This is a genomic window from Microbacterium altimontanum (genome assembly GCF_058349865.2).
Window position 1 is genome coordinate 238,099 of sequence record NZ_JBYRJB020000001.1, and the last position, 25,024, is coordinate 263,122.

At 70.4% G+C, this 25,024-nt stretch carries 20 protein-coding genes and 1 riboswitch; of the genes, 13 read left to right on the plus strand and 7 right to left on the minus strand.

Annotated elements, in window-relative coordinates; genetic code table 11:
- Nucleotides 1-58 precede the first annotated feature (58 nt).
- Together AC3RX1_RS01020 and AC3RX1_RS01025 are read left to right on the plus strand one after the other, a co-directional pair.
- Nucleotides 59-3,067, plus strand: coding sequence for an FAD-binding and (Fe-S)-binding domain-containing protein (locus tag AC3RX1_RS01020; RefSeq protein WP_491499365.1), 3,009 nt, complete (start codon nucleotides 59-61; stop codon nucleotides 3,065-3,067).
- 79 nt (nucleotides 3,068-3,146) lie between these two features.
- Nucleotides 3,147-4,007, plus strand: coding sequence for an Fpg/Nei family DNA glycosylase (locus AC3RX1_RS01025; protein ID WP_491499366.1), 861 nt, complete (start codon nucleotides 3,147-3,149; stop codon nucleotides 4,005-4,007).
- A gap of 66 nt (nucleotides 4,008-4,073) precedes the next feature.
- Here the strand turns inward: AC3RX1_RS01025 and glpK are convergent, their stop codons facing one another.
- Together glpK and AC3RX1_RS01035 are read right to left on the minus strand one after the other, a co-directional pair.
- A complete protein-coding gene (glpK, locus tag AC3RX1_RS01030) occupies nucleotides 4,074-5,618 on the minus strand; it encodes a glycerol kinase GlpK (RefSeq protein WP_491499367.1) in 1,545 nt (514 codons plus the stop codon).
- 202 nt (nucleotides 5,619-5,820) lie between these two features.
- Nucleotides 5,821-7,584, minus strand: a complete 1,764-nt coding sequence (locus tag AC3RX1_RS01035; protein WP_491499368.1) for a glycerol-3-phosphate dehydrogenase/oxidase — start codon at nucleotides 7,582-7,584, stop codon at nucleotides 5,821-5,823.
- A gap of 132 nt (nucleotides 7,585-7,716) precedes the next feature.
- A riboswitch (FMN riboswitch) is annotated at nucleotides 7,717-7,872 on the plus strand.
- A gap of 57 nt (nucleotides 7,873-7,929) precedes the next feature.
- Between AC3RX1_RS01035 and ribD the strand changes: the two genes are divergently transcribed.
- The 4 genes from ribD to ribH are packed head-to-tail and all read left to right on the plus strand — an operon-like array spanning nucleotide 7,930 to nucleotide 11,405.
- Complete coding sequence (gene ribD, locus AC3RX1_RS01040; RefSeq protein WP_491499369.1) at nucleotides 7,930-8,961, plus strand: bifunctional diaminohydroxyphosphoribosylaminopyrimidine deaminase/5-amino-6-(5-phosphoribosylamino)uracil reductase RibD; 1,032 nt, start codon at nucleotides 7,930-7,932, stop codon at nucleotides 8,959-8,961.
- 1 nt (nucleotide 8,962) lies between these two features.
- Nucleotides 8,963-9,613, plus strand: coding sequence for a riboflavin synthase (locus AC3RX1_RS01045; RefSeq protein ID WP_491499370.1), 651 nt, complete (start codon nucleotides 8,963-8,965; stop codon nucleotides 9,611-9,613).
- On the plus strand, nucleotides 9,610-10,935 hold the full coding sequence (gene ribA / locus AC3RX1_RS01050) for a GTP cyclohydrolase II (protein WP_491499371.1): 1,326 nt from the start codon (nucleotides 9,610-9,612) through the stop codon (nucleotides 10,933-10,935). The genes AC3RX1_RS01045 and ribA overlap by 4 nt, the downstream gene beginning before the upstream one ends.
- Entirely contained in the window at nucleotides 10,932-11,405 is a 474-nt protein-coding gene (gene ribH, locus AC3RX1_RS01055) for a 6,7-dimethyl-8-ribityllumazine synthase (RefSeq protein ID WP_491499372.1), read from the plus strand. Before ribA ends, ribH begins: the two co-directional genes overlap by 4 nt.
- Nucleotides 11,406-11,592: 187 nt before the next feature.
- Here the strand turns inward: ribH and AC3RX1_RS01060 are convergent, their stop codons facing one another.
- On the minus strand, nucleotides 11,593-12,027 hold the full coding sequence (locus AC3RX1_RS01060; RefSeq protein WP_491499373.1) for a DUF2269 family protein: 435 nt from the start codon (nucleotides 12,025-12,027) through the stop codon (nucleotides 11,593-11,595).
- Nucleotides 12,028-12,274: 247 nt separating this feature from the next.
- On the opposite strand from AC3RX1_RS01060, the gene AC3RX1_RS01065 reads away from it, so the two are divergent.
- Both AC3RX1_RS01065 and AC3RX1_RS01070 read left to right on the plus strand, forming a co-directional pair.
- Nucleotides 12,275-13,717 carry an MFS transporter gene (locus AC3RX1_RS01065; protein WP_491499374.1) on the plus strand — a complete coding sequence of 481 codons (1,443 nt, stop codon included), beginning with the start codon at nucleotides 12,275-12,277 and terminating at the stop codon, nucleotides 13,715-13,717.
- A gap of 248 nt (nucleotides 13,718-13,965) precedes the next feature.
- Complete coding sequence (locus tag AC3RX1_RS01070) at nucleotides 13,966-14,868, plus strand: hypothetical protein (RefSeq protein WP_491499375.1); 903 nt, start codon at nucleotides 13,966-13,968, stop codon at nucleotides 14,866-14,868.
- A 96-nt stretch (nucleotides 14,869-14,964) separates the two neighbouring features.
- Here AC3RX1_RS01070 and AC3RX1_RS01075 read toward each other — a convergent pair whose 3' ends face one another.
- From AC3RX1_RS01075 to AC3RX1_RS01085, 3 genes are read right to left on the minus strand one after another with little or no spacing between them, the layout of a single operon-like run.
- Nucleotides 14,965-15,801, minus strand: a complete 837-nt coding sequence (locus AC3RX1_RS01075; protein ID WP_491499376.1) for an ABC transporter permease — start codon at nucleotides 15,799-15,801, stop codon at nucleotides 14,965-14,967.
- Nucleotides 15,798-16,703, minus strand: coding sequence for an ABC transporter permease (locus tag AC3RX1_RS01080; protein WP_491499377.1), 906 nt, complete (start codon nucleotides 16,701-16,703; stop codon nucleotides 15,798-15,800). The genes AC3RX1_RS01075 and AC3RX1_RS01080 overlap by 4 nt, the downstream gene beginning before the upstream one ends.
- A complete protein-coding gene (locus tag AC3RX1_RS01085; protein WP_491499378.1) occupies nucleotides 16,700-17,641 on the minus strand; it encodes an ABC transporter ATP-binding protein in 942 nt (313 codons plus the stop codon). The genes AC3RX1_RS01080 and AC3RX1_RS01085 overlap by 4 nt, the downstream gene beginning before the upstream one ends.
- Nucleotides 17,642-17,769: 128 nt before the next feature.
- Between AC3RX1_RS01085 and AC3RX1_RS01090 the strand changes: the two genes are divergently transcribed.
- From AC3RX1_RS01090 to AC3RX1_RS01105, 4 genes are read left to right on the plus strand one after another with little or no spacing between them, the layout of a single operon-like run.
- On the plus strand, nucleotides 17,770-18,228 hold the full coding sequence (locus tag AC3RX1_RS01090; protein WP_491499379.1) for a hypothetical protein: 459 nt from the start codon (nucleotides 17,770-17,772) through the stop codon (nucleotides 18,226-18,228).
- Entirely contained in the window at nucleotides 18,225-18,878 is a 654-nt protein-coding gene (locus tag AC3RX1_RS01095; protein ID WP_491499380.1) for a gluconate 2-dehydrogenase subunit 3 family protein, read from the plus strand. The genes AC3RX1_RS01090 and AC3RX1_RS01095 overlap by 4 nt, the downstream gene beginning before the upstream one ends.
- A complete protein-coding gene (locus AC3RX1_RS01100; protein ID WP_491499381.1) occupies nucleotides 18,875-20,530 on the plus strand; it encodes a GMC family oxidoreductase in 1,656 nt (551 codons plus the stop codon). The genes AC3RX1_RS01095 and AC3RX1_RS01100 overlap by 4 nt, the downstream gene beginning before the upstream one ends.
- The gene (locus tag AC3RX1_RS01105; RefSeq protein ID WP_491499382.1) at nucleotides 20,527-21,636 is read left to right on the plus strand and encodes an enolase C-terminal domain-like protein; all 1,110 of its coding nucleotides are present in this window, start codon (nucleotides 20,527-20,529) and stop codon (nucleotides 21,634-21,636) included. The genes AC3RX1_RS01100 and AC3RX1_RS01105 overlap by 4 nt, the downstream gene beginning before the upstream one ends.
- Before the next feature lie 66 nt (nucleotides 21,637-21,702).
- On the opposite strand, the gene AC3RX1_RS01110 is transcribed toward AC3RX1_RS01105, so the two are convergent.
- A complete protein-coding gene (locus AC3RX1_RS01110; RefSeq protein ID WP_491499383.1) occupies nucleotides 21,703-23,541 on the minus strand; it encodes a thiamine pyrophosphate-requiring protein in 1,839 nt (612 codons plus the stop codon).
- A gap of 219 nt (nucleotides 23,542-23,760) precedes the next feature.
- On the opposite strand from AC3RX1_RS01110, the gene AC3RX1_RS01115 reads away from it, so the two are divergent.
- Nucleotides 23,761-24,873, plus strand: a complete 1,113-nt coding sequence (locus AC3RX1_RS01115; protein WP_491499384.1) for a 5-methyltetrahydropteroyltriglutamate--homocysteine S-methyltransferase — start codon at nucleotides 23,761-23,763, stop codon at nucleotides 24,871-24,873.
- The last annotated feature ends 151 nt before the right edge of the window (nucleotides 24,874-25,024 follow it).

The following is a 25,024-nucleotide window of genomic DNA, read 5'->3' on the forward strand; positions in this document are numbered from 1 at the left end:
CGACGCCGCAGACGCCGAGGGGCGTTGCCCCCACGTGTTCGCCGATGCACGATGGGATATGGCCGCAATTCAGTTGCCTGACCTCGTGTCCGGCGAGCGGACGGTCGACATCGCCGCGCTGGCACGCGAGATGCGCGCCCGGGTGGACGGCGAAGTGCGCGTCGATCCGGGATCGCTCGCCGCCTATTCCACGGATGCGTCGAACTACCGTCAGGTGCCGCTCGCGGTGGTCGTGCCTCGCACGGTCGAGGCCGGTGCGGACGCGGTCGCCGTGTGCGCCGAGTTCGAGGCGCCTGTTCTCTCGCGCGGCGGCGGCACCAGCCTGGCCGGGCAGGGGTGCAACACGGCGGTCGTGATCGACTGGTCGAAGTACTGCAACGAGATCGAGTCGATCGATCCGGCGGCGCGCACGGCGATCGTGCAACCCGGTGTCGTCCTGGACCAGCTCAATCGCAGCGCCGGCGAGCACGGGCTGATGTACGGACCGAAGCCTGCCACGCACGCGCACTGCACGCTCGGCGGGATGATCGGCAACAACTCGTGCGGCGCCACCGCCCAGGCGTACGGGAAGACCTCCGACAACGTGCTCCGACTTGAGGTGCTCTGCGCCGACGGCACCCGGTTCTGGGCCGGCGGCGAGAAGCAGCTGACCGGAGACGGCGACGGCCGCGTGGGCGAGATCCACCGGGAACTGCGGATGATCGTCGACGAATTCGGCGACGACATCCGGCAGCAGTTCCCCGACATCCCCCGGCGCGTGTCCGGCTACAACCTCGAAGACCTCCTGCCCGAGCGCGACGTCGACCTCGCGAAGATGCTGTGCGGTTCGGAATCGACCCTGGTCACGGTTCTGCGCGCCGAGATCGCTCTGGTGCCGGCGGTGCCCGTCACGTCGATGGTGGTGCTGGGGTACTCGTCGCTGGACCGGGCGGCGGACGCCGTGCCGCAGATCGTGCCCCACCAGCCGTTGCAGTTGGAGGGATTCGACGCACGACTCGTCGACCGGGAACGCGCGCGGGGAAGGAACGCCGCCGGCATCGCGGCGCTGCCCGACGGCCAGGCGTGGCTGATGGTCGAGTTCGGCGGCGACGACCGTGACGAGGCGGACGCGCGCGTGCGGACGCTCATCGACGCGCTGGGCCGCACGGGCCGACGGCCCGCGGTCGCCATCGCGGCCGACGACGAGAGCCGTGAGGCCGTCGTCAGGCTGCGCGAAGACGGCCTGGGCGCCGCGGCCGGCTCCCCGGCCGATCAATCGAGCTGGTCGGGCTGGGAGGATGCGGCGGTTCCGCCCGCGCGACTGGGCGACTACCTCCGCGACTTCGACGCACTGCTGGGCGAGTTCGGCTACCGCGACGCCACCACGATCTACGGTCATTTCGGGCAGGGATGCGTGCACTGCCGCATCCCGTTCGATTTCGAGACCCTGGCCGGCATCGGGCGCTTCCACCATTTCGTCACCCGCGCCGCCGAGCTCGTCGTGCGCTTCGGCGGGTCGCTGTCCGGTGAGCATGGCGACGGGCAGTCCCGCGGCGAGCTGCTCCCGCTCATGTTCGGCGACCGGGTCATGGAGGCGTTCCGCCGCACGAAGGCGCTGTTCGATCCGACCGACCGGCTGAATCCGGGAAAGATCGTGCGGCCCTACGGCGTCGCGGACGACCTGCGGGTGGCGGGCTTCCGTCCGCGCGCGGTCCGTCACCAGCAGTTCGACTTCCCGGATGACGGTGGCGCGTTCGGCAATGCGGCGCTGCGCTGCATCGGCGTCGGCTCGTGCCGCAACCATTCCGGCGGCGTGATGTGCCCGTCGTACCGGGCCACCGGTGAGGAGGAGCACTCGACGCGGGGGCGCGCCCGGCTGCTGTTCGAGATGCTCGACGGACAGCGCACCGGCGGCAGCATCCAGGACGGCTGGCGCTCGACCGCCGTGCGTGACGCTCTCGATCTCTGCCTGTCGTGCAAGGGCTGCAGATCCGACTGCCCGACCGGGGTCGACATGGCGACGTACAAGGCGGAGTTCCTCTCGCACCACTACGCCGGCCGGATCCGCCCCGCCGCGCACTATTCGATGGGCTGGCTGCCGTACTGGGCCCGCGTGGCGCACGTGGCACCACGCCTGGTCAATCTTCTGACGCATGTGCGGCCGCTCGCCTGGCTCGTCGCTCGCGCGGGCGGGCTCGAGCCGCGCCGGCCCATCCCCTCCTTCGCCACGGAGCGGTTCACCGACTGGTACCGGCGGCGCGGCCCGCACGGCGACGGCAGCCGTGGCGAGGTCATGCTCTGGCCCGACACGTTCACCAACAACCTCCAGCCGGCGGTCGCCTTCTCGGCCGTGGAGGTGCTCGAGGATGCCGGATACCGCGTCACGATCCCCGAGGACGAGCTGTGCTGCGGCCTCACCTGGATCTCCACCGGCCAGCTGGACCGCGCGAAGAAGGTGCTCACGCGCACGGCTCGCTCGCTCGCCCCTGCCCTGGCCGGCGGAACCCGCCTGGTGGGACTGGAGCCCAGCTGCACGGCGGTCTTCCGATCCGACGGGCCCGAACTCCTCTCCCACGACGCCGATGTCGCGCTCCTCGCCGAGCGCACTGTCACCTTCGCCGAACTGCTCAATTACACCGATTGGACGCCGCCGGCGGTCGACCGCTCGGCCGTGGTGCAGCCGCACTGCCACCAGCACGCCGTCCTGAGCGTCGACGCCGACCTGGAGGTGATGCGAAGGGCGGGCATCGTTCCCGAAGCCGTCGGCGGATGCTGCGGCCTCGCCGGCAACTTCGGATTCGAGGCGGGGCACCTGGAGGTGTCGCTGGCCTGCGCCGAGACGGAGCTGCTGCCGGCGGTACGGGCGGCGGACGCCGGCACTCTCATCGTGGCCGACGGCTTCAGCTGCCGCACCCAGATCGAGCAGTCGGGGGTGGGCAGGCAGGGAGTGCACCTCGCCGAGGTCCTCGCTGCGCGCCTGCGCGGCGAGGAACTCCGCGACCACCCGGAGGAGTCGATTCTGGTGCGCCCGGCGCCGCCGCAGGTGCTGCGCGGTGCTCCCGAGGCGCGGCCGTTCGTCCGGCGATGATCCCGGTGACGTTCGGGTCGCCGCCGCGGTGCCGGATCCGGGCGAGCGGGCCGCGGCGCACCCGTGGCAGGATGGGCGCATGCCGGAGATGCCGGAGGTACAGGGGCTCGTCGCGTTCCTGCGCGACCGCGTGACCGGACTCGACATCGTCCGCGCGACGGTCGCCAACATCGCCGCGCTGAAGACGTACGACCCGCCGATCGACGCGCTCCGCGGCGCATCGATCGCGGGCGTCGAGCGCCACGGCAAGTTCGTCGACATCCGCACCGATGCCGCGCATCTCGTCTTCCACCTCGCGAAGGCCGGATGGCTGCGGTGGTACGAGACGCTCCCGTCCACCGTGATCAAGCCCGGCCGCACGCCGATCGCCCTGCGGGTCGCGCTCTCCGACGGCTCCGGATTCGACCTCACCGAGGCCGGCACGAAGAAGTCGCTCGCCGTGTATGTCGTGCGGGAACCCTTCGAGGTGGCGGGCATCGCACGCCTGGGCCCCGACCCCCTGGATCCGGCGTTCACCCGCGATGCCTTCGCCGCGCTGCTCGCCGGACGCCGCACGCAGATCAAGGGCGTGCTGCGCGATCAGTCGATCATCGCCGGGATCGGCAACGCCTACTCCGACGAGATCCTGCACGCCGCGCGCACGTCGCCCTACGCCCTCGCCGCGAACCTCACCGACGACGAGATCACCGGCCTGTACGAGGCGATGACCGCGACGGTGACGGATGCGGTGGCCACCGCATCCGGGAAGCCTCCTGCCGACCTCAAAGACGCGAAGCGGCGCGGAATGCAGGTGCACGGCCGCCGCGGTGAGACCTGCCCCGTCTGCGGCGACACGGTGCGCAGCGTCTTCTTCGCCGACAACAGCCTGGAGTACTGTCCGACGTGTCAGACCGGCGGGAAGATCCTCGCCGACCGTCGGCTGTCGCGCCTGCTGAAGTAGGCCGTTCCTCGGGCGGCGTGCGCCGGCCAGCGCCGGCCGCATGTGCCCGCGTCGACGGCGTGCGCGTCAGGCGTCATGCGTCCCCATGAGGGTGCGCGCGTCGTCGTCGACCCAGTCGAGGGACTTCGACACCGCCTTCTGCCACATCCGGTACCGGCGTTCCCGCTCGGCGGCATCCATCGCCGGCTCGAACCGCCGATCCTCCTGCCACAGCGCGCGGAGCTCGTCGAAGCCGCTCCACACCCCCGTGGCGAGCCCGGCCGCATACGCCGCGCCGAGGGCCGTCGTCTCGACGATCTTCGGCCGCACCACCGGGATGCCGAGGATGTCGGCCTGGAACTGCATCAGGGCGTCGTTGCGCGTCATCCCTCCGTCCACCCGGATCTCCTCAAGCCTGCGATCGGTGTCGCCGACGACCGCTTCGATGACGTCGCGGGTCTGGAACGCCGTCGACTCCAGCGCCGCGCGGGCGATGTGCGCCTTGTTGACGTAGCGGGTGAGACCGACCAGCGCCCCGCGCGCATCCGGCCGCCAATAGGGGGCGAACAGCCCCGAGAACGCCGGGACGAAGTACGCGCCGCCGTTGTCGTCGACGGTCGCGGCGAGGGTCTCGACCTCTTCTGACCGGGCGATGATGCCGAGGTTGTCGCGCAGCCACTGCACGAGCGAACCGGTGACGGCGATCGATCCCTCCACCGCGTACCGGGCCGGTTCGTCGCCGCAGCGGTACGCGACGGTCGTGATGAGCCCGTGGTCGCTGCGGACGATCTCCTCCCCCGTGCCGACGATGAGGAAGTTGCCGGTGCCGTAGGTGTTCTTGGACTCGCCGGCACCGAACGCGACCTGGCCGAACGTCGCGGCCTGCTGGTCGCCGAGGATCCCGGCGACCGGGATGCCGCGGGCCACCGACGGCACACGCACCTCGCCGACGACCTCCGACGACGAGCGGACCTCGGGGAGCATCGCCCGCGGCACGTTCCAGACCGCGAGCATCTCGTCCGACCAGTCGAGCGTCGCGAGGTCGAACAGCAGCGTGCGGGAGGCGTTCGTGACATCGGTCACGTGCACCCCGCCGTTCGTGCCGCCCGTGAGGTTCCAGATCACCCAGGTGTCGGGGGTGCCGAACAGGAGATCTCCCGCTTCGGCGGCCTCCCGTGCGCCGGGAACCCGGTCGAGGATCCACGCGAGCTTCGACGCCGAGAAGTACGTCGCGAGCGGCAGGCCGGTCACGCCGACGAAGCGCTGCGTGCCGGCCTCGCCGGCCGCGGCGAGGGCGTCGATGCGCTCCTGGGTGCGGGTGTCCTGCCAGACGATCGCGTTGTACACCGGGCGGCCGGTGCGGCGATCCCATACGATCGCGGTCTCGCGCTGATTCGTGATGCCGATGCCGGCCACGTCCCGCGCCGCGAGGCGCGCTCGCGACAGCGCGTGCGAGACGACCCATTCCGTGTTCGTCCAGATCTCGACCGGATCGTGCTCGACCCATCCTGCCCGCGGGAAGATCTGCTCGTGCTCTCGCTGCGCGGTCACGACCATCTGCCCGGCCGCGTCGAACACGATCGCCCGGGTCGAGGTCGTCCCCTGGTCGATCGCCAGCACATGTCCCGCCACGCTGCCTCCGTTCTCTGTCCCGTCAGGCTACCGGCGCACCACCGTCCGGCCGATACGCCGTGCCATCGTCGCGACAAGAACCGCTCGCCTGTCGCAAATCGATCTTCGACGGCCCGATAAAGGTCGATTTGCGACAGGTGAAGGGTCCCTGACGGTCGGCCGGTCGGGATGAGCGGTCCGCGCGGCGACCAAGTTGGGCGGGTCAGGATGCGGCGGCCGACGACGCGGGCACGGCGGCGGATGCCGCGGCCAGCGCGCGGGCGACTTCGGCCTCGCGGGTCGCCGCGTCCCATGAGAGCGCTCCGCCGATCGCATCGGCCACCTCGTGCGCCGACGCGACGCTCACGCCGCCTGTGAACCCGATCGAGGTGCGGCGCATCAGCACGTCCTCGAGATGCCGCACCGCCTCCGTGCGCGCCAGGTGCCGCAGCTCTCCGGTCGAGTAGTGCTGCAGCGTGACGAGCGGTGCGTCGTCGGCGTCCGCCTCGATCGCGGCGATCACGTCGGCCGCGACGGTGCCGTAGCGCTCCAGCAGCGCGCCCGCCCGCACGATGCCGACGACGGTGCCGTGGTCGGCGAGCCACTGCTGCCGTGCCCGCTCGGTCGTCGGGAACCCGCGCCCACCGCCGATCGGGACGCCCTTCGTCGACCGCCGACGCGGGCGCGCCAACAGCTCGAGGGCGCGATCGGCCAGGTGCTCGGCCGACGCCCGGAACGTCGTCCACTTGCCGCCGACCAGACTCAGGATCGACGCATCCGCCCGCCCGGGCAGCGGCGCCTTCTCGATGCGGTAATCCCGCGACACGAAGCCGGGGGCGAGGTCGCCGTGCCCCGGCAGCGGGCGCACCCCGGCGTACCGGTACACGATCTGCTCCCGCGACACCGGGATGTCCGGCAGCACGTGCGCGATCAGGCCGAGGAAGTAGTCGACCTCCTCCTCGGTGCACACGATGGGCTCCGCCATGTCGTGCTCGAGGTCGGTCGTCCCCACGAGAACCCGCCCCTTCAGCGGATAGATCAGCACGATGCGCCCGTCGCTGTGCTCGAAGAACAGCTCCCGACCTCCGGTGGCGGCGAGCAGCTCGGGGTGATCGAGGACGATGTGCGAGCCCTTCGTGCCGCCCATATAGCGCGTCTGCTCGCGCAGCGCCGCGTTGGTGAGGTCGGTCCACGGGCCGGTGGCGTTCACGACGACGGATGCGGTGAACGGCACTTCCTCGCCGGAGTCGACGTCGCGCAGCACCACGCGGCCGTCGTCGACGCCCACGGCGGCGGTGTAGTTCGCGGCCCGGGCCGACGCCCGACCGTCGGGCCCGTCGCCGTCGACCGCGGCCGACGCCGCTCCTCCCGCGGGCACCGACGCGGCGAGCCCGTCGCGGAGCACGTCGAGCGCGAGACGCTCGGGATCGCGCAGCGACGCATCCCAGTACGTCGCGGTGTACTTCACCTCGGGGTTCAGGTGCGGCAGCCGCTCGAGCGACGCGCGCCGGCCGTGGAACGTGTGCCGTGGCACCCTCCCGCCGCCGCGCGAGAACGAGTCGTAGATCACCAGACCGATCTTGATGAGCGCCGCCCCCCGCTCGCGGCGGGCGCCGGCGCCGTGGCGCAGGAACCGCAGCGGCGCCGACAGCACCCCCGAGAACGTCGAGAAGATGGGGATCGTGGTCTGCAGCGGCCGCACGTAGTGCGCGGCCGTGCGCAGGAGCATGTTGCGCTCTGTGACGGCCTCGTGCACGAGCCGGAACTCGCCGTTCTCGAGGTACCGGATGCCACCGTGGATCATGTGACTCGACGCCGCCGACGCCCCCGAGGCGAAGTCGCCGCGTTCCACGAGCGCGACGTCGACGCCCTGCATCGCGAGGTCGCGGAACGCCGCGAGCCCGTTGATTCCGCCGCCGATCACGAGGACGTCGGCGTACGGTCGAGCCTTCAGCCGCGCGAACCCGTGGCTGTCGATCGCATGCATCGCGCTTCCCTTCCCCTCCTTCCAGCGTAGGCGAGCCAGCCGCCGGACCGGCCTCGCCCCGCCCGGTTCGCCGCGGTCCGCGGTGCCCGGGAATGAACCGGGGCCGGATGCGTTGGGTAGACTCGTGAGCATCAACGTGCTCCGGGGTCGGTGAGAATCCGAACCGGCGGTGACAGTCCGCGAGCCGCGGCCTCCGACAGGATGCCGACGGTCGACCCGGTGGAACTCCGGGACCGACGGTGATGCGATGGTCCGCCATCGCTAGTCCGGATGGGAGGCAGCACGCATGGCGTCCTTTCGTGCGCCGCCGCCTCTCCCGGAGCCTCAGGCGAGTGAGGAGAGCGGATGGCGGTGAGCCCGATCGAGCTTGACGCGATGCGTCGCGCGCTCGCGCTCGCCCCGCGCGGCCCCCGGGGAGTCAACCCCCAGGTGGGAGCCGTGATCCTCTCCCCCGACGGCACGATCATCGCCGAAGGCTGGCACCGCGGCGCCGGCACCGCCCACGCCGAGGTCGACGCCCTCAGCAAGCTCACTCCAGAGCAGGCCCGCGGCGCGACCGCCGTCGTGACCCTCGAGCCGTGCAACCACACCGGACGCACCGGCCCCTGCGCGCTCGCGCTCATCGAAGCCGGGGTGGCGCGCGTCGTGTACAGCGCCGAGGACCCGGGTGTGCGCTCCGGCGGCGGCGCCGACCGGCTGCGCGCCGCCGGAGTCGACGTCGCCGGCGGCGTGCTCGTCGACGAGGGCGTCGCCTTGATCGACGACTGGCTCGTCGCGACACGGCTGGGCCGGCCCTTCATCACGGTGAAGTGGGCGCAGAGCCTCGACGGCCGGGCCGCAGCATCCGACGGCACCAGCCGCTGGATCACCGGATCCGCCGCCCGCGCCGATGTGCACGAGCGGCGCGGGGCCTCCGACGCGATCCTGGCCGGCACCGGCACGGTCCTCGCCGACGACCCGGCCCTCACCGCCCGCCGCCCCGACGGGGCGCTGTATGCCCAGCAGCCCGTGCCCGTCGTCCTCGGCACCCGCAAGACGCCCGCCGACGCCGCCGTGCGGCGGCATCCGCATCCGCCCCTGTTCTACGACGACCTGCACATCGCGATCGCCGACCTGCACGAGCGCGGCATCCACCGGCTGTTCGTCGAGGGCGGCCCCACCGTCGCGAGCGCGTTCCTGCGAGCCGGGCTGTACGACGAGATCCTCGCCTACACCGCCCCCGTGCTGCTCGGCGGCGACCGCCTCGCCCTCACCGACATCGGAGTCGACACGATCGGCGCCGCGCGTCGCCTGCGGGTGGCCTCGATCGAGAAGCTCGGCGACGATCTGCTGATCGTCGCGCATCCCCGCCCGGCCCCCGCTGAAAGGATCAGCTGACATGTTCACCGGCATCATCGAGGAGATCGGCGAGGTCACCGCTGTGACGCCCTCCGGCGACGGGTCCCGCCTCACGGTGCGCGCCCCGCAGGCGGTGACGGATGCCGCGCACGGCGACTCGATCGCCGTGTCGGGAGTCTGCCTCACCGTCGTCGAGCAGGGGCCCGACTGGTTCATCGCCGACGTCATGAAGCAGACCCTCGACATGTCGACGCTCGATGACGTCGCCGCGGGTCGCCGCGTGAACGTCGAGCGCGCGCTCGCCGCGGGCGCCCGGCTCGGCGGCCACATCGTGCAGGGACACATCGACGGCGCCGGGCAGGTGCTCGAGGTGCGTCCCGGCGACCAGTGGCGCGTGCTGCGCATCGGCCTGCCGGCCGCGCTCGCCGACCTCGTCGTCGACAAGGGCTCGATCGCCGTCGACGGCGTCTCGCTCACGGTCAGCGCTGTCAGTGCTCCCGGCGAGGAGCAGGCGTGGTTCGAGGTCTCCCTCATCCCCGAGACCCTCGAGGCCACCACGCTCGGCGAGCGCGCGCCCGGCGAGCGCGTGAACCTGGAGACCGACATCCTCGCCCGTCATGTCCGGCGTCTGCTCGCCTTCCCCGCACGCAGCTCCGCCGATCCCGCATCGATCGAAGGAGGCTCCCGATGAGCCTGTCCACCATCCCCGAGGCGCTCGACAGCCTCCGCGCCGGGCGCCCCGTGCTCGTCGCAGACGACGAGAACCGCGAGAACGAGGGCGACATCATCCTGTCGGCGCAGCTCGCCACTCCGGAGTGGCTCGCCTGGACCATCCGGTACTCGAGCGGGTACCTCTGTGCACCGATGCCCGCGGAGTGGGCCGACCGGCTCGACCTGCCCCCCATGGTCGCCCACAACGAGGACTCCCGCGGCACCGCGTACACCGTGAGCGTCGACGCCGCCGACCGCATCTCCACCGGGATCAGCGCCGCCGACCGCGCGCACACGCTCAACGTGCTCGGCGATCCCGACTCGAAGCCGAGCTCGGTCATCCGTCCCGGCCACGTGCTCCCCCTGCGCGCCGTCGACGGCGGCGTGCGCGAGCGCAGCGGCCACACCGAGGCGGCGGTCGAGCTCATGAAGCTCGCCGGCCTCTCCCCCGTCGGCGCGATCGGCGAGGTCGTCGCCGAGGACGGCAGCATGATGCGCCTGCCCGGCCTCATCGAGATGGGCGAGCGCGAAGGCATCCCGGTCATCACGATCGAGCAGCTCATCGCCTACCTCGACGAGCACGACCCACGCACCGAGCCGGTCGTGCATCGGCGGCGCGTGAGCCTGCGCGCCGAGGCGAACGTGCCCACGTCGCACGGCAGCTTCCGCTTCCTCGCCTACAAGGACCGGACGACCGGCACCGACCACCTCGCGATCGTGTCAGGCGACCTGGGCGCCGATGCGCCGCTCGTCCGCGTGCACTCCGAGTGCCTGACCGGCGAGGCGTTCGGCTCGCTGAAGTGCGAATGCGGTCCGCAGCTGCAGGCGGCCCTCGACGCGATCGACGAGCAGGGCGGCGTCGTGATCTACATGCGCGGGCACGAGGGCCGTGGCATCGGCCTCATCAACAAGCTGCGCGCCTACAGCCTGCAGGAGCGCGGGATGGACACCGTCGACGCGAACCTGGCGCTCGGTCTCCCCGCCGATGCCCGCGACTACGCGGCCGCCGCGGGCATCCTCGCCGACCTCGGGATCGAGCGGGTGCGCCTGCTCACGAACAACACCGACAAGGTCGCGCAGCTGCGCGAACTCGGGCTCGACATCGTCGAGCAGGTGCCGCTGCTGGTCGGCGTCGGCCCGAACAACCACCAGTATCTGCAGACCAAGCGCGACCGGATGGGGCATCTCATCGACGCCGACGAGCTGGAGGAGGCGCTGCACGAGATGCAGACGCACGAGAACGACGCGCACGAGGCGGCTCCGGCAGCACAGGCAGCCGAGCACGAGGGAGCCCAGGCGTGAGCGGTAAGGGTGCGCCCCGGGCGCAGGATGCGTCGGGTCACGGCGTCAGCGTCACGATCGTCGCCGGCACCTGGCACGAGACCATCACCGAGGGGCTGATCGCCGGGGCGCAGCGCACGCTGGAGGCGGCGGGCGCCGGGCACACGCTGGTGCGCGTGCCTGGGTCGTTCGAGCTCGCCCTCGCCGCGCAGGCGGCGTTCGCCGGCGGCGCCGACGCCGTCGTCGCGCTGGGGGTCATCATCCGCGGCGGCACTCCGCACTTCGAGTACGTGTCGGCGGCGACCACCGACGGGCTGAACCGGGTGGCGCTCGACGCCGGCAAGCCGGTCGGCTTCGGGGTGCTCACCCTCGACGACGAGCAGCAGGGCCTCGACCGGGCGGGTCTTCCCGACTCGCAGGAGGACAAGGGGGCGGAGGCAGCCGACGCGGCACTGCGCATGGTCGCCATCACCCGCCGGCTGCGCGGCTGAGACCGTCGGGCGGGCCATCGGCCGCACCCTGCCGCCCCCGCCGACGGATCGCGGAACCCGTTGCCGCTCCGAGGCCGGTCGCTGGGCGCCCGTCGACTCGCCGCTGCGCTCCTTGCTCAGGACCTGCCCACTGTGCCGAAGGGCCGGTCCGACACGATGTCGAGACCGGCCCTTCGTGAGTCGAAGCTCAGGAGCCCGGGTGCCACACCATCAGCAGGACGACGACGATGAGCAGCAGGGTCGCGATGCCGTTGGTTCCGACGATCATGCCGTAGCCGGCCGGCTTTCCGGCATCCGTCGCCCCCTCGGCCGCCTCGGCGGCCTTGTTCATCTGCGGCACGACGACGAACACGTTCAGCACGAAGGCGATCACGTAGGCGATGATCGACCACAGCACCCACGGAGTCATCATGCTGATGCCCCAGATGCCGGCGACTCCGAAGCCGAGGATGAACGTGATCAGCGACAGCCACGAGAACATCGCGGTCGACTTCGCCAGGGTCGCCACCTGAGCGGCGTTGCCGGAGCGCAGTGCGCGCAGCCCGGTCATCGGGATGATCGCCATCGGTCCGACGATGAAGACGGCGGTGACGACGTGCAGGATGATCATGACAGTGCCCATGGCTTGAGCTTACGTCATACTGAAGGTTCCGTCATACTGAAGGTCCGAGCCGGGTGCGGCGCGGCCGCGGGCACCGACCCGGGAGCCGAAACTCCATCCTCTAGAATGGAACCTTCCGCGCCGGCCATCCCGCCGACGTTCCGGTGGTCCAGCGTCGGCTCGCCCGACGCACCACCCCTGCGCCGGGCGTCGCCCACCGGCTCGTCCCACAAGGACCTCTCCCCCAGAATTGCAAGGTCCTTTTCGCATGTCTTCCACTGCCGTCTCCACGGCTCCGGCGAACCCCCGCTCGCGTGTCATCCTCGCGAGCCTGGTGGGCACCACGATCGAGTTCTACGACTTCTACGCGTACGCGACCGCGGCCGTCCTCGTCTTCCCCATCCTGTTCTTCCCGACCGGCGACGACACGACGGCGCTGCTCGCCTCGTTCGGCGTCTTCGGCGCCGCGATGGTCGCCCGACCGATCGGCGCGATCGTGTTCGGTCACTTCGGCGATAGGTTCGGCCGCAAGGCCACGCTCGTCGCGTCGCTGCTGACGATGGGGATCGCGACGTTCCTCATCGGCTGCCTCCCGACCTACCAGGGCGTCGGGTGGTGGGCGGCGCTGCTGCTGCTCATCCTTCGTCTCGCACAGGGCTTCGCCCTCGGCGGCGAGTGGTCGGGCGCGGCGCTCGTCGCCACCGAGAACGCACCGAAGGGCAAGCGCGCCTGGTACGGGACGTTCCCGCAGATGGGCGCGCCGCTCGGCTTCATCATCGCCAACACGATCTTCCTGCTGATCAACTTGGCCCTGCCCCACCCCGACGGCGCCGTGCAGCGCTCGGACGCGTTCCTCGCCTGGGGCTGGCGAGTGCCGTTCTGGTTCTCGGCCGTCATGGTGATCATCGGCCTCTGGGTGCGCCTCAAGCTCGTCGAGTCGGAGTCCTTCACGAAGGCCGCGAACACCGGAGCCATCCGGAAGTTCCCGCTCGGTGAGACGCTCCGCCGGCACTGGTGGCCGCTCATCCTCGGCACGTTCATCATGCTGGCCACCTACGTGCTGTTCTATCTCATGACGAACTTCACGCTGTCGTACGGCACGAAGGCGACGCTCGAGACCGCGCAGGCGGCGGCCGACGCGGCGGGGACGCCGTTCGACCCGTCGACGTATGTGCCGGGGCTCGGCTTCGGCTACACCGACTTCGTGCTCATGCAGATCATCGGCGTCGTGTTCTTCGGCGTCTTCACGCTGCTCGCCGGTCCGGTGGCGGATGCGGTCGGCCGGCGCACGCTGCTGATCTGGGTGACGGCGGGCATCGTCGTGTTCGGTCTGGTCTTCAACGTCTTCCTGCTGCCGCAGCTCGACCCGAAGTTCACCGGCGCGCTCGTGCAGGCGTTCCTGATCTTCGGCTTCGCGCTGATGGGGGCAACGTTCGGACCCATGGGCGCGATCCTGCCTGAGCTGTTCCCGACGAACGTCCGCTACACCGGGTCGGCCGTCGCGTACAACGTCTCGTCGATCCTCGGTGCCGCGCTCGCGCCCATCGTCGCCGTGGCGCTGTGGGCTGCCGCGGGCGGCTCGCCGTGGCTCGTGGGAATCTACCTGAGCGGCGCCGGCGTGCTGACGCTCATCGCGCTCCTGCTCTCGAAGGAGACCAAGGACGTCGACTACGACACCAACATCGGCATGGGCGAGACCGCCTCGCTCTGACCGGACGGGTGCCGCGCCCCGCGCGGCGCCCGCCCATCCCTCGCTTCGTCGACCCCGCGCCCTTCGTGAGGTGGCAGAAGTGGCTGCTATGAGGGACCCGATAGCGACCATTTCTGTCACCTCACCGCGGCTGTGTGGGACGAGGGGTGGGGCGGCTCGGTGGGACGAGGGGGTGGGACGGATGCGTCGGTGGCACGGGCTGTGGATAACTTCGGCGACGATGCGTCGGGGAGGGACATGCTGAGTGGGTGACACGCAGCCCGGCGCCGCTCCCCGCCCCGTTCCCCGGTCGGCCCTTCTCGGTGGCGACGGCACAGGCCTACGGAATCTCACGCGGCCGCACGCGGGCGAGCGACCTCACCCGGCCGCACCGGGGAGTGCGCTCTCCCGCCGGCATTGACCTCGCCTTCGACGACGAGTGCGGAGCGCTGCAGACCCGACTGCCCCCGTGGGCGGCGTTCAGCCACGCGACCGCCGCCCGGCTGCACCGACTCCCCTTGCCGCTCTCGCTCGAGAACGAGGATGTCTTCGATGTCATCGTTCCTCAGGAGTGCCGGGCGCCACGGATCAAGCGGGTGCGCGGCCACCACTCGCGCCTCAGAGACGCAGAAATCGATCGGCGCACGCGGGTGCGAGCCACCACGCCCGAGCGCACATTCTGCGACCTCGCGACAATGCTGACGCTCGGCCAGCTCGTCGCTGTCGGCGACGCCATCGTGCGCCGGGGAGGGCGGGCGGCCCGTGCAAACCTCGAGGCCGCGGTCGCCGCTCATCCGGCTCGGCGGCAGCGACGAAAGCTCTGTCGCGCCCTGGAACTGTTGAACGGCAGGGCGGAGTCGCCCAAGGAGTCCGAGCTGCGCGTCTTGATGATCGAGGCCGGATTCCCTGCACCGCGTGCGAACCACGCCGTCTTCGACGGCGACGCGTTCGTCGCGCGGGTGGACCTCGCCTACCCCGAGCTGAAGATCGCCATCGAGTACGAGGGCCACCAGCACCGGTCGGACAAGGCGCAGTGGCGCAAGGACCTCCGGCGACGGCGCCGCCTCGAGGCACTCGGGTGGATCTACCTGCCGGCGACCCAGACCGACCTCGACGCTCCCGCCGATTTCCTCATGGACCTGCGCACCGCGATCACCCGCCGCTCCGCCTGAGCGACCCTCGAGCGCGTGAGGTGGCAGAAGTGGCTGGAAAGAAGCCCCTCATACCGGCCACTTCTGTCACCTCACGCAGCGGGAGGGAGGGGGAGGTCAGTCGAGGAAGAGGGCGCGGAGGCGCTTGGTCGTGAAGACCAGGCCGAACGCGATCATCACGAGGTAGTAGAGGATGTGCCACACCATCGCGCCGGTGAACACTCCCGTCGTCAGGGCGCGGATCAGCTCGACGCCGTGCCACAGCGGGAACGCCATGATCACACCCTGGATCCACCCCGGGTAGATCGAGATCGGGTAGAGCGTCGCCGAGAACAGGAACATCGGCAGCAGGATGATGTTGATCCAGTCCATGTGCTGGAACGTCTTCATGTAGCTCGTGACGGCCATTCCGAGACTCGCGAAGCCGAACGCGATCAGCAGCACCGCCGGGAGCGCGAGGATCGCCGTCGGCGACAGGTTCAGCCCCGCGACCTGCATGATCACCATGAACCCGCACGCGTACAGCAGCCCCCGCAGCAGCGCGTAGAGGATCTCGCCGAACGCCACGTCGAGCGGGCCGAGCGAGGTCGCCAGCATGCCTTCGTAGAGCTTGCCGTAGTTGAGCTTGAAGAACACGTTCCAGGTGGAGTCGTAGATCGCGCCGTTCATCGCCGAGACCGCCAGCAGCGCCGGAGCGATGTAGGCCGCGTAGGGCACTGACGCGCCGCCCGACAGCTGCACATCACCCACGAGCGCTCCCAGGCCCAGACCCATCGCCAGAAGGTAGAACACCGGCTCGAAGAAGCCCGACAGGATGACGACCCAGCTCGACGACCGCGCGGCGATGAGACCGCGCTGCACCACCGCCCAGGGGTTTCCTGCCCACAGCGCGCGCACGCCGCCGCGGCGGGTCGACGCATCCGGTCGCTGGAGGTCCTCGGTGACCACGGTCATTTCGCGAGCCTCCGCGTGAAGATGCGGCGGGCGAACAGATAGCCGCCGCCGGCGAGGACGAGCAGGTACGCCAGGTGCACGATCAGCATCGCGACATCGACCGGCTCACCGAAGCTCGCCATGCGCCCGAGCTCGGTCGCGTGCCACAGCGGCGAGATCCAGCCGATCCACTGCAGCCAGATCGGCAGCGACGTCAGCGGGAAGAACGTGCCGGAGAACAGGAACATCGGCATGAAGAGGAACCGCTGCACGAGGGCGAACTGTCCCTTGTCCTCCTCGAGCGACGCGGAGTACGCCATCAGCGGCATCCCGAACGCGAGACCCGCGAGCAGGCCCACCGGGATGGAGAGCCACCCGGTCGGCGGCGCCGGCACCGTGACGAGCGGGAAGACCGCCCCGAAGGCCCAGATGAACAGGTAGTAGGCGCCGCCGGCGAACAGCATGCGAGCGGAGGCGGCGAGCGCGACCCCGTTCGCGATCTGCGGCGACGACAGCGCCGAGGCGTTGAAGCCGTAGAAGTAGCGTCGCCACTTGAATCCCGCCATCACCGGGTAGGTGAACTCCTCGGATGCGACGGCGATCGTCGCCGTCATGAGGAGCGCCGGAGCCACGAAGACGAGGTACGACACGCTGCCGCCGCTCGCGGTCGGGATGTCCTGCCGGATGAGGGCCGCCAGACCGATCGCCAGGCCGAACAGGTACACCAGGGGCTGCCCGAGCGCGCCCACGACGATCGTCCAGCCGTACGCGCGCATCGCGCGCAGCATGTGCTCGGTCGCGTACAGCGTGCCGCGTCGGCGGGGCTTGCGGCCCGCCGCGAGCGCTTCGGCGCGCAGCTCATCGAGCGACGGATGCGTCGGTGTCGAGACATCCCGTCCGCCTTGAGCCGGTGGCAGGGTCATTCGATCAGCGACCTTCCGGTCAGGCGCAGGAAGACGTCCTCCAGGCTCGCGCGGCGCACGAGGCTCGTCAGCGGCTGCAGCCCGGTCGTCGTCACGCGGTCGAGCGCCGCCTCGCCGTCGTGCGCATAGATCAGAATGCGGTCAGGCAGCACCTCGAGGCGGTCGCCGATTCCGGCCAGCTGCCCGGCCACCTCTTCGTTCCTGCTCGAGCCGAACCGCAGCTCCAGCACCTCGCGGCTCGAGTGCTCGCGGATGAGCGACGCGGGCGTGCCCTGCGCCATGATGCGTCCCTTGTCCACGACGATGAGCCGGTCGCAGAGCTGCTCCGCCTCGTCCATGTAGTGGGTCGTGAGCACGAGCGTCGTGCCGCGCTCCTTCAGCCGGAACAGCCGGTCCCACAGGATGTGACGCGCCTGCGGGTCGAGTCCCGTCGTCGGCTCGTCGAGCAGCAGAATCCGCGGATCGTTGATGAGCCCGCGGGCGATCGTGAGGCGCCGCTTCATGCCGCCGGAGAGCTGATCGACCTTGCTCTTCGCCTTGTCGCCGAGCTGTGCGAAGGCGAGCAGTTCGTCGGCCTTCTGCGCGCACACCTTTCCGGGCAGCCCGAAGTAGCGGCCGTAGACGTAGAGGTTCTCGCGGGCGTTGAGCTCCCCGTCGAGGTTGTCGTCCTGCGGCACAACACCCAGGCGCGAGCGGATCTCGGGGCCGTAGCGGTCGGGGTCGAGCCCGAGGATCTCGAGCGTCCCCGACGTGCGCGTCGACACCGCGCCGACCATTTTCATGGTCGTCGACTTGCCCGCACCGTTCGGCCCGAGCAGGCCGAACGACTCGCCCGGGGCGACCTCGAAGTCGAGGCCGTCGACGGCGAGGAAGTCGGGCTTACCCTTCACCTTGTACGCCTTGACGAGGTTCGCAGCACTGATCACCGGAGCGGGCACCGGACCACTCTAATGCGCACCTGGGACGCCGGCAGGGTGCCACCGTCGCCCCGAGTTCGCAACCCCTTCCCTCTCCCCCGGTAGCGGGCGGATGCTGGAGCCATACCCACCCGGAGCGAGGAGGCCCCATGTCACGACGACGGCCGACGACGACCACGCTGCACGGAATCGATCATCTCGTGCACAACATCGAGACCGGACGCTTCGAGCGAAGTCTCTCGGCTCTCACCGCGGCCGGCGCCGTCGCCACGGCGGCCGAGATCTTCTTCGAGCACGACAAGGCCAGCTTCGGGAACAAATGGATGTGGGTCCCCGTCGTGCTCGGTCCGGTGGGCGCCGTCGCGGGGGTCGCCGGCGTGTTCAGCAAGCGCCTCGCGAAGACCGCGCTCCCCCTCGCCTCGGCCACGATCGTGGCGAACGGACTGCAGGGCGTGTGGCTGCACGGACGCGGCGTGCACCAGAAGCCGGGCGGATGGCGCAACCTCCGGTACAACCTCGAGATGGGGCCGCCGCTGTTCGCGCCGCTGCTGGTCACGCTCGTCGGGGGCATGGGCGTGCTCGCCGCGATCCTGAGGCGTGAAGAATGACGACGCTGCCGCTCGACCCCTCCGCCGGCGGTGGGCGGTTCCCGGGTTTCGACGTGCTCGCCCACGCGGCGCACTGGGACCAGGCCACGCAGGCCGTCGTCGCCGCGCGCATCGGGCGCCTCCCCGATCCACGGTTCTTCACTCCCGACGAGGAGGCCACTGCCCGGGCCCTCTTCGACCAGCTCCTCGACCAGCGCGAGGACCCCCGCGTGCCGGTCTTCCAGCTCGTCGACACCCGGCTCGCCGAGGAGCAGACCGACGGGTGGCACTACGCCGAGCTTCCCCCCGACGACGAGGCGTGGCGCACCACCCTGCGACATCTCGACGACGACGCCCGGGCGCGGTGCGACCGGCGCTTCGCCGACTGCGAATGGGACGACCAGTCGGCGATCCTGAACGACATCCATGCCCTCGAGGAGCGCCCGTGGCACGGCTACCCGGCGTCGCGCGTCTGGTCGCTGTGGACCCGGTACGCCTGCACGGCGTTCTACTCGCACCCCTGGGCGTGGGATGAGATCGGCTTCGACGGGCCCGCCTACCCCCGCGGGTACAAGAACCTCGGCGTCGACCGGCTCGAGGGATTCGAGGTCCACGACCGGCGCCCCGACCTCGGGCCGGACTCGCCGACGGACGGCGGTGACGCCCGATGAGCACGGTGCGCGAGCGCAATGAATCGGCATGGCTGCTGACGCCCGACGGCTCGCGGGAGGAGCCGCGGCTGCGCGAGCAGATGCGCACGTTCGACGACGACGACGAGGTCGACATCGTCATCGTCGGCTGCGGGGCGGGCGGATCGACCCTCATGCAGCGCCTGGCGCGCGCGGGATGGAGCGTCGTCGCGATGGACGCCGGCCCGTTCTGGCAGCCGGAGCACGACTGGGTCAGCGACGAGGCCGGATCCCACCACCTCTACTGGGGTGAGAACCGGGTGATCGGCGGCACCGATCCCGTGCCGCTCGGCTCGAACAACTCCGGCCGGGGCGTGGGCGGATCGATGGTGCACTACGCCGGGTACACCCCGCGCTTCCACCCCAGCGACTTCCACACCCTGACCGCCGACGGGGTGGGGGCCGACTGGCCCCTCGCGTACGACGACCTGCAGCCGTACTACTCGGCGATCGAGAACGAGCTGCCGGTCGCCGGCGAGGACTGGCCGTGGGGCGATCCGCACTCCTACCCGCACCGCCCGCATCCGGTGTCCGGCAACGGCGAGCTGTTCCAGCGCGGCGCACTGGCACTCGGCATCACCGCGAAGGTCGGCCCCGTCGCGATCGCGAACGGCCGGTTCGGGCATCGCCCGCACTGCATCTACCGCGGCTTCTGCCTGCAGGGCTGCAAGGTGAACGCGAAGGCGTCGCCGCTGGTCACCCACGTGCCCGACGCGCTGGCGCACGCCGCCGAGATCCGCGCCGAGGCGATGGTGAGCCGGGTCGGCATCGACGAGCACACCGGGCACGCGACCGGCGTGCACTACCTGTACCGCGGGAAGGAGCGCTTCCAGCGCGCGCGAATGGTCGCGATCGCCGGCTACTCGATCGAGACGCCGCGTCTGCTGCTGAACTCCGCCACCGAGCGGTTCCCCGACGGACTGTGCAACGACTTCGATCAGGTCGGCCGGTACCTCATGGTGCAGGGCGCCCCGCAGACCGCCGGGCGCTTCGACGAAGAGGTGCGGATGTTCAAGGGACCTCCGCCCGAGGTGAGCACCGAGCAGTTCTACGAGACCGATCCGACGAAGCCGTACAAACGCGGCTTCTCGATCCAGACGGTCTCGCCGCTGCCGATCACCTGGGCCGAGCACGTGATGGCGCAGGGCCACTGGGGCGCGTCGCTGCGGCACCACATGAGCGACTACGTGCACTGGGCGTGCCTCGGTGCGCTGTGCGAGTTCCTGCCGCAGGCCGACAACCGGGTCACCCTGGCGGACGAGAAGGACCGCTACGGGCTGCCGGTCGCCCGGTTCGATTACTCGCACTGCGAGAACGACAGGATGCTGCTGGATGCCGCGCGCCACGTGATGGAGGACATCCTCAACGCCGCGGGAGGCACGCACGTCATCACGATCAACCGGTCGGCGCACCTCGTCGGCGGGGCGCGCATGGCCGCCGACGAGACGCAGGGCGTGGTCGACGCCGACTGCGTGAGCTTCGCCGTGCCGAACCTGCTCATCACCGACGGCAGCGTGCTCCCCACCCAGGGCAGCGCGAACCCCGCACTGACGATCATGGCGCTCGCCGCGCGGGCGGCCGATCGCCTCGTGCAGCGCACGTCCACGGCGCATCACCGGAAGGCGCTCGCGTGAACACGGAAGATCCCCGCATCGACGACCTCGCGGTGCGGGTGTACACGATTCCGACGGATGCGCCCGAGGCCGACGGGACGATCGCCTGGTCGCAGACGACGATGGTGCTCGTCCACGCGCGGTCGGGAGATGTGACGGGTCTCGGCTGGACGTATGGGGCGCCGGCGTGCTCACGCGTGATCTCGGACACGCTCGGTCCGCTCGTCGAGGGGGCGTCGGCGCTCGACACCGCGGCGTGCTTCCACGCCATGGTGACGGCGATCCGGAACACCGGCCGCGCGGGGATCGCCGGCTGCGCGTTGTCGGCCGTCGACCTCGCCCTGTGGGACCTCAAGGCGCGGTTGCTGAGCCTTCCGCTCTACCGCCTGCTCGGCGGCACCCGTGACGAGGTTCCGGTGTACGGCAGCGGCGGCTTCACGACATACTCCCACGAGCAGCTGGCGTCGCAGCTCGGGCACTGGGTGCACGAGCAGGGCATCCCGCGGGTCAAGATCAAGATCGGGCAGTCGTGGGGGCACGATGTGCCGCGCGATCTCGCCCGCATCCGGCAGGCGCGCGAGGTGATCGGATCCGACGCCGAGCTGTTCGTCGACGCGAACGGCGGATACGGGCGCAAACAGGCGATCCGGGTATTCGACGCCTGCGCCGATCAGGATGTGCGGTGGTTCGAGGAGCCCGTCTCCTCCGACGATCTCCCCGGCCTGCGCGAGGTCCGCGATGCGGTGACGGCGGATGTCGCAGCCGGCGAGTACGCGTTCGACGTGCCGTACGTGCAGCGGATGTGCGCAGCGGGCGCGGTGGACTGCATGCAGCTGGACGTCACCCGCGTGGGCGGGATCACCGAGTGGATGCGAGGAGCCGCGGTCGCGGCATCCCTGAATCTGGATGTCTCGGCGCACTGCGCCCCCAACGCGCACGCGCACGTCGCGGCGGCGGTGCCGAACACCCGGCACGCGGAGTGGTTCCACGACCACGTGCGCATCGAGGCGATGTTCTTCGACGGCACGGCCGACCCGAGCGGCGGGCGCATCCGCCTCTCACCGGACGTGCCCGGGAACGGTCTGACCCTGCGAGAGCGGGATGCCGAGGCGTACCGGGTGTCGTAGCGCGGGATCGTTTCGACTCGCTGCCCGGTTCCTGAGCGAGGAACGAAGTCCCGAGTCGAAGGGCGCTCAACGACCGGCATTCTCGTCGTCGTCGCCGCCGATGTGCAGCGTGTTCTTCACGCGCTCCACTCCCTCGGTGAGCACCGCCTTCGCCGTGTCGCGGATGACCGCGCCGGCGCGCGGGTCGTTCTTCAGGAGCGCCTCACCCGTGTTCTTCGCGAACTCGAATGTGATGTGCGGCGGCAGCGGCGGGATGTTCGGGCTGGTGTACGCGTCGATGAGCGTGACGCCCTGCGTCGCGAACGCACGATCCCAGGCCGCTTCCACCTCGTCGTCGCTGTGCACCCTGATGCCGGTGAATCCCAGCAGCTCCGCCCAGCCGGCGTAGTCGACGGACTCGACGACCTGCGAGTCGTTCCAGACCGGGTTCGCATCCTCCGTGCGCATCTCCCAGGAGACCTGGGCGAGGTCGTCATTGTGGAGCACCAGGATGATCAGCTGCGGGTTGGACCACTGCTTCATGTACTTCTTGATCGTGATGAGCTCGTTCATCCCGAGCATCTGGAACGCCCCGTCGCCGATCGTGCAGATCACCGGGCGCTCGGAGTAGGCGAACTTCGCCGCCTCGGCGTAGGGCATCGCGGCGAGCATCGACGCCAGCCGTCCCGACAGGTCGCCCATCATCCCGCGCTGCAGCCGGATGTGGTGGCCGTACCAGTCGGCCGTGGTGCCCGCATCCGCCGTCACGATCGCCGTCGCGGGCAGCCGCCGGTTCAGCTCGAAGTAGACGCGGCGGGGGTTCACGCCGTCGTCGTACGTGAGCTTCGCCTGCGCCTCCATCTCCTTCTCCCAGTCGACCATCTCGGCGGCGATCTTCTCCTGCCAGCCGAGGTCGGTCTTGACGTCGAGGTGCGGGATGAGCGCCTCCAGCGTGGTCTTCACGTCGCCCCACAGGTTGAGCTCGGTCGGATAGCGCAGCCCCATCTGCTCGGGCTTCAGGTCGATCTGGATGGCGCGGGCCTGGCCGGTGGGCGGCAGGAACTGGCCGTACGGGTAGTTCGTGCCGAGGAAGACGAGGGTGTCGCAGTCCTTGATCTGGTGGTAGCTCGGCAGCGAACCGAGCAGGCCCAGCTGCTGCGAGTGGAACGGCACGTCGGCGGGGACGACCTGCTTGCCGCGCAGCGCCGTGATGATGCCGGCACCCGCCCGGCGCGCGGCCTCCAGCACCTCGTCGGTCGCGCCATTGGCGCCGTGCCCGACGAAGAACGTGACCTTCTTGCCGGCGTTGATGATCGCGGCGGCACGGGTGATGTCGTCCTCCGGCGGCCGGATCCGCGTCGACGGGGCGACGGCGCTCGAGCGAGACACCCAGTTCTCCGGCGTCGGCGTCGTGAACTCCATGCCCTGGATGTCGTGCGGGAGGATGATGACCGCCGGCCCGAGCCGGGTGCGCGCGGTGCGGAACGCGGTGTCGACCACGGCCTGCGCCTGCGCCGGCGAGACGACCGTCTGCACGTAGACGGCGACATCGGCCATCGTGCGCTCGAGGTGGCTGGCCTGCTGATTCGAGGTGCCGAAGGCGTTCAGCCCCTGCTGCCCGACGATCGCGACGACGGGCTGATTGTCCATCTTCGCGTCGTAGAGGCCGTTGACCATGTGGAACGCACCCGGGCTCGATGTCGCGATGCACACTCCCACCTCGCCGGTGAACTTGGCGTGGGCCGTGGCCATGAGGGCGCAGATCTCCTCGTGCGTCGGCCGCACGTAGTCCAGTCCGTTCTCCTCGCGCTGCGCCTTCTCGAGAGCGCCGTCGAACTCACCGATGCCGTCGCCGGGGAAGCCGAAGACCCGGCTCACTCCCCACTCCCGCACCCGCTGGATGACGAAATCGCTCACCGTGGTCATACCGGACCCCTTCCTCTCCTGGGCGACGACGGACATCGCTCCCTGTGCGCCGTGGAACTCCGATGAACGTCGCTCCGTGTGCCTGTCCGCCACGGTACGGCGGCATGGCGCGGTCCGTCGCGGGGGTTGCGCTGTGCGAGCCGGGCGCGTAGGCGTGCCGCATGACGCCGGATGACACCCGGATGCGTCGACCCGCGGGCGCCGGATTACCATCGCACGGTGACCACTCCTCCGTATCGTGCCGACATCGTCGGAAGCTTCCTGCGTCCCGCCTCTCTCAAGGACGCGCGGCGTCGCCACGCCGACGGCGCGCTCGACGACGCGGGCCTGCGCGCCGCCGAAGACGCCGCCATCGCCGATCTCGTGCAGAAGGAGGCCGATGCCGGCCTGCGCCTCGCGACCGACGGCGAGTTCCGCCGCTCGTGGTGGCACTTCGACTTCTTCGGATTCCTGGACGGCGTCGAGATCGTCGAACTCGACCACGGCATCCAGTTCCAGGGCGTGCAGACCAAGCCGCGGGGCGTGGAGATCTCCGGTCCGATCCGGTTCGACCCGCAGCATCCGTTCCTGGAGCACTTCACGTCGCTGAAGGACCTCCTGGCGCGCACCACCGGTGCGACGCCGAAGTTCAGCATCCCGTCGCCCACCGTTCTCGACTTCCGCCTCGAGCCCGGGCACATCGTCGGCTCGGCCTACGACGGTCGCGACGCGATCGTCGACGACCTCGTACAGGCGTACCGCGACGCCTTCGCGGCGTTCTACGACGCCGGCGCGCGCTACCTGCAGCTCGACGACACCGCGTGGGCGTACCTGTGCAGCGATGCCGAGCTCGCGAAGGCGCGCGATCGGGGCATCTCCACCGACGGCATCGCCGAGCGGTACGCCGACATCCTGAACCGCGTGCTGGACGGCAAGCCCGACGACCTCGTCGTCACGACGCACGTGTGCCGCGGCAATTTCCGCTCCACCTGGATCTCGTCGGGCGGGTACGAGCCCGTCGCCGAGCAGCTGCTCGACGTCGTGCAGTACGACGGGTACTTCCTCGAGTACGACAGCGACCGCGCCGGCGGCTTCGAGCCGCTGCGGTTCCTGCCGAAGGGCGACAAGACCGTCGTGCTCGGTCTCGTCACGACCAAGACCGGCGAGCTCGAGGACCCCGACGAGATCAAGCGCCGCATCGATGAGGCCACGGCGTACGTGCCGCTCGAGCAGCTCGCCCTGAGCCCGCAATGCGGCTTCGCCTCGACCGAGGAGGGCAACACGCTCACCGAGGACGAGCAGTGGGCGAAGATCCGCTCGGTCGTCGACATCGCCGCCGACGTCTGGCGCTGAGTCCTCGGAGCGGGCAGGGGCAGGTACACGCCGAACCGCGGCGCCGCGAATGCTGCAGCATCCTGCGGATGCGCCCTCGTTCGACCAGGGGCGGCAGTTTCCCGCTCATGCGCCAGGAAAACTCAGGCGCATGAGCGGGAAGGTGCAGCAC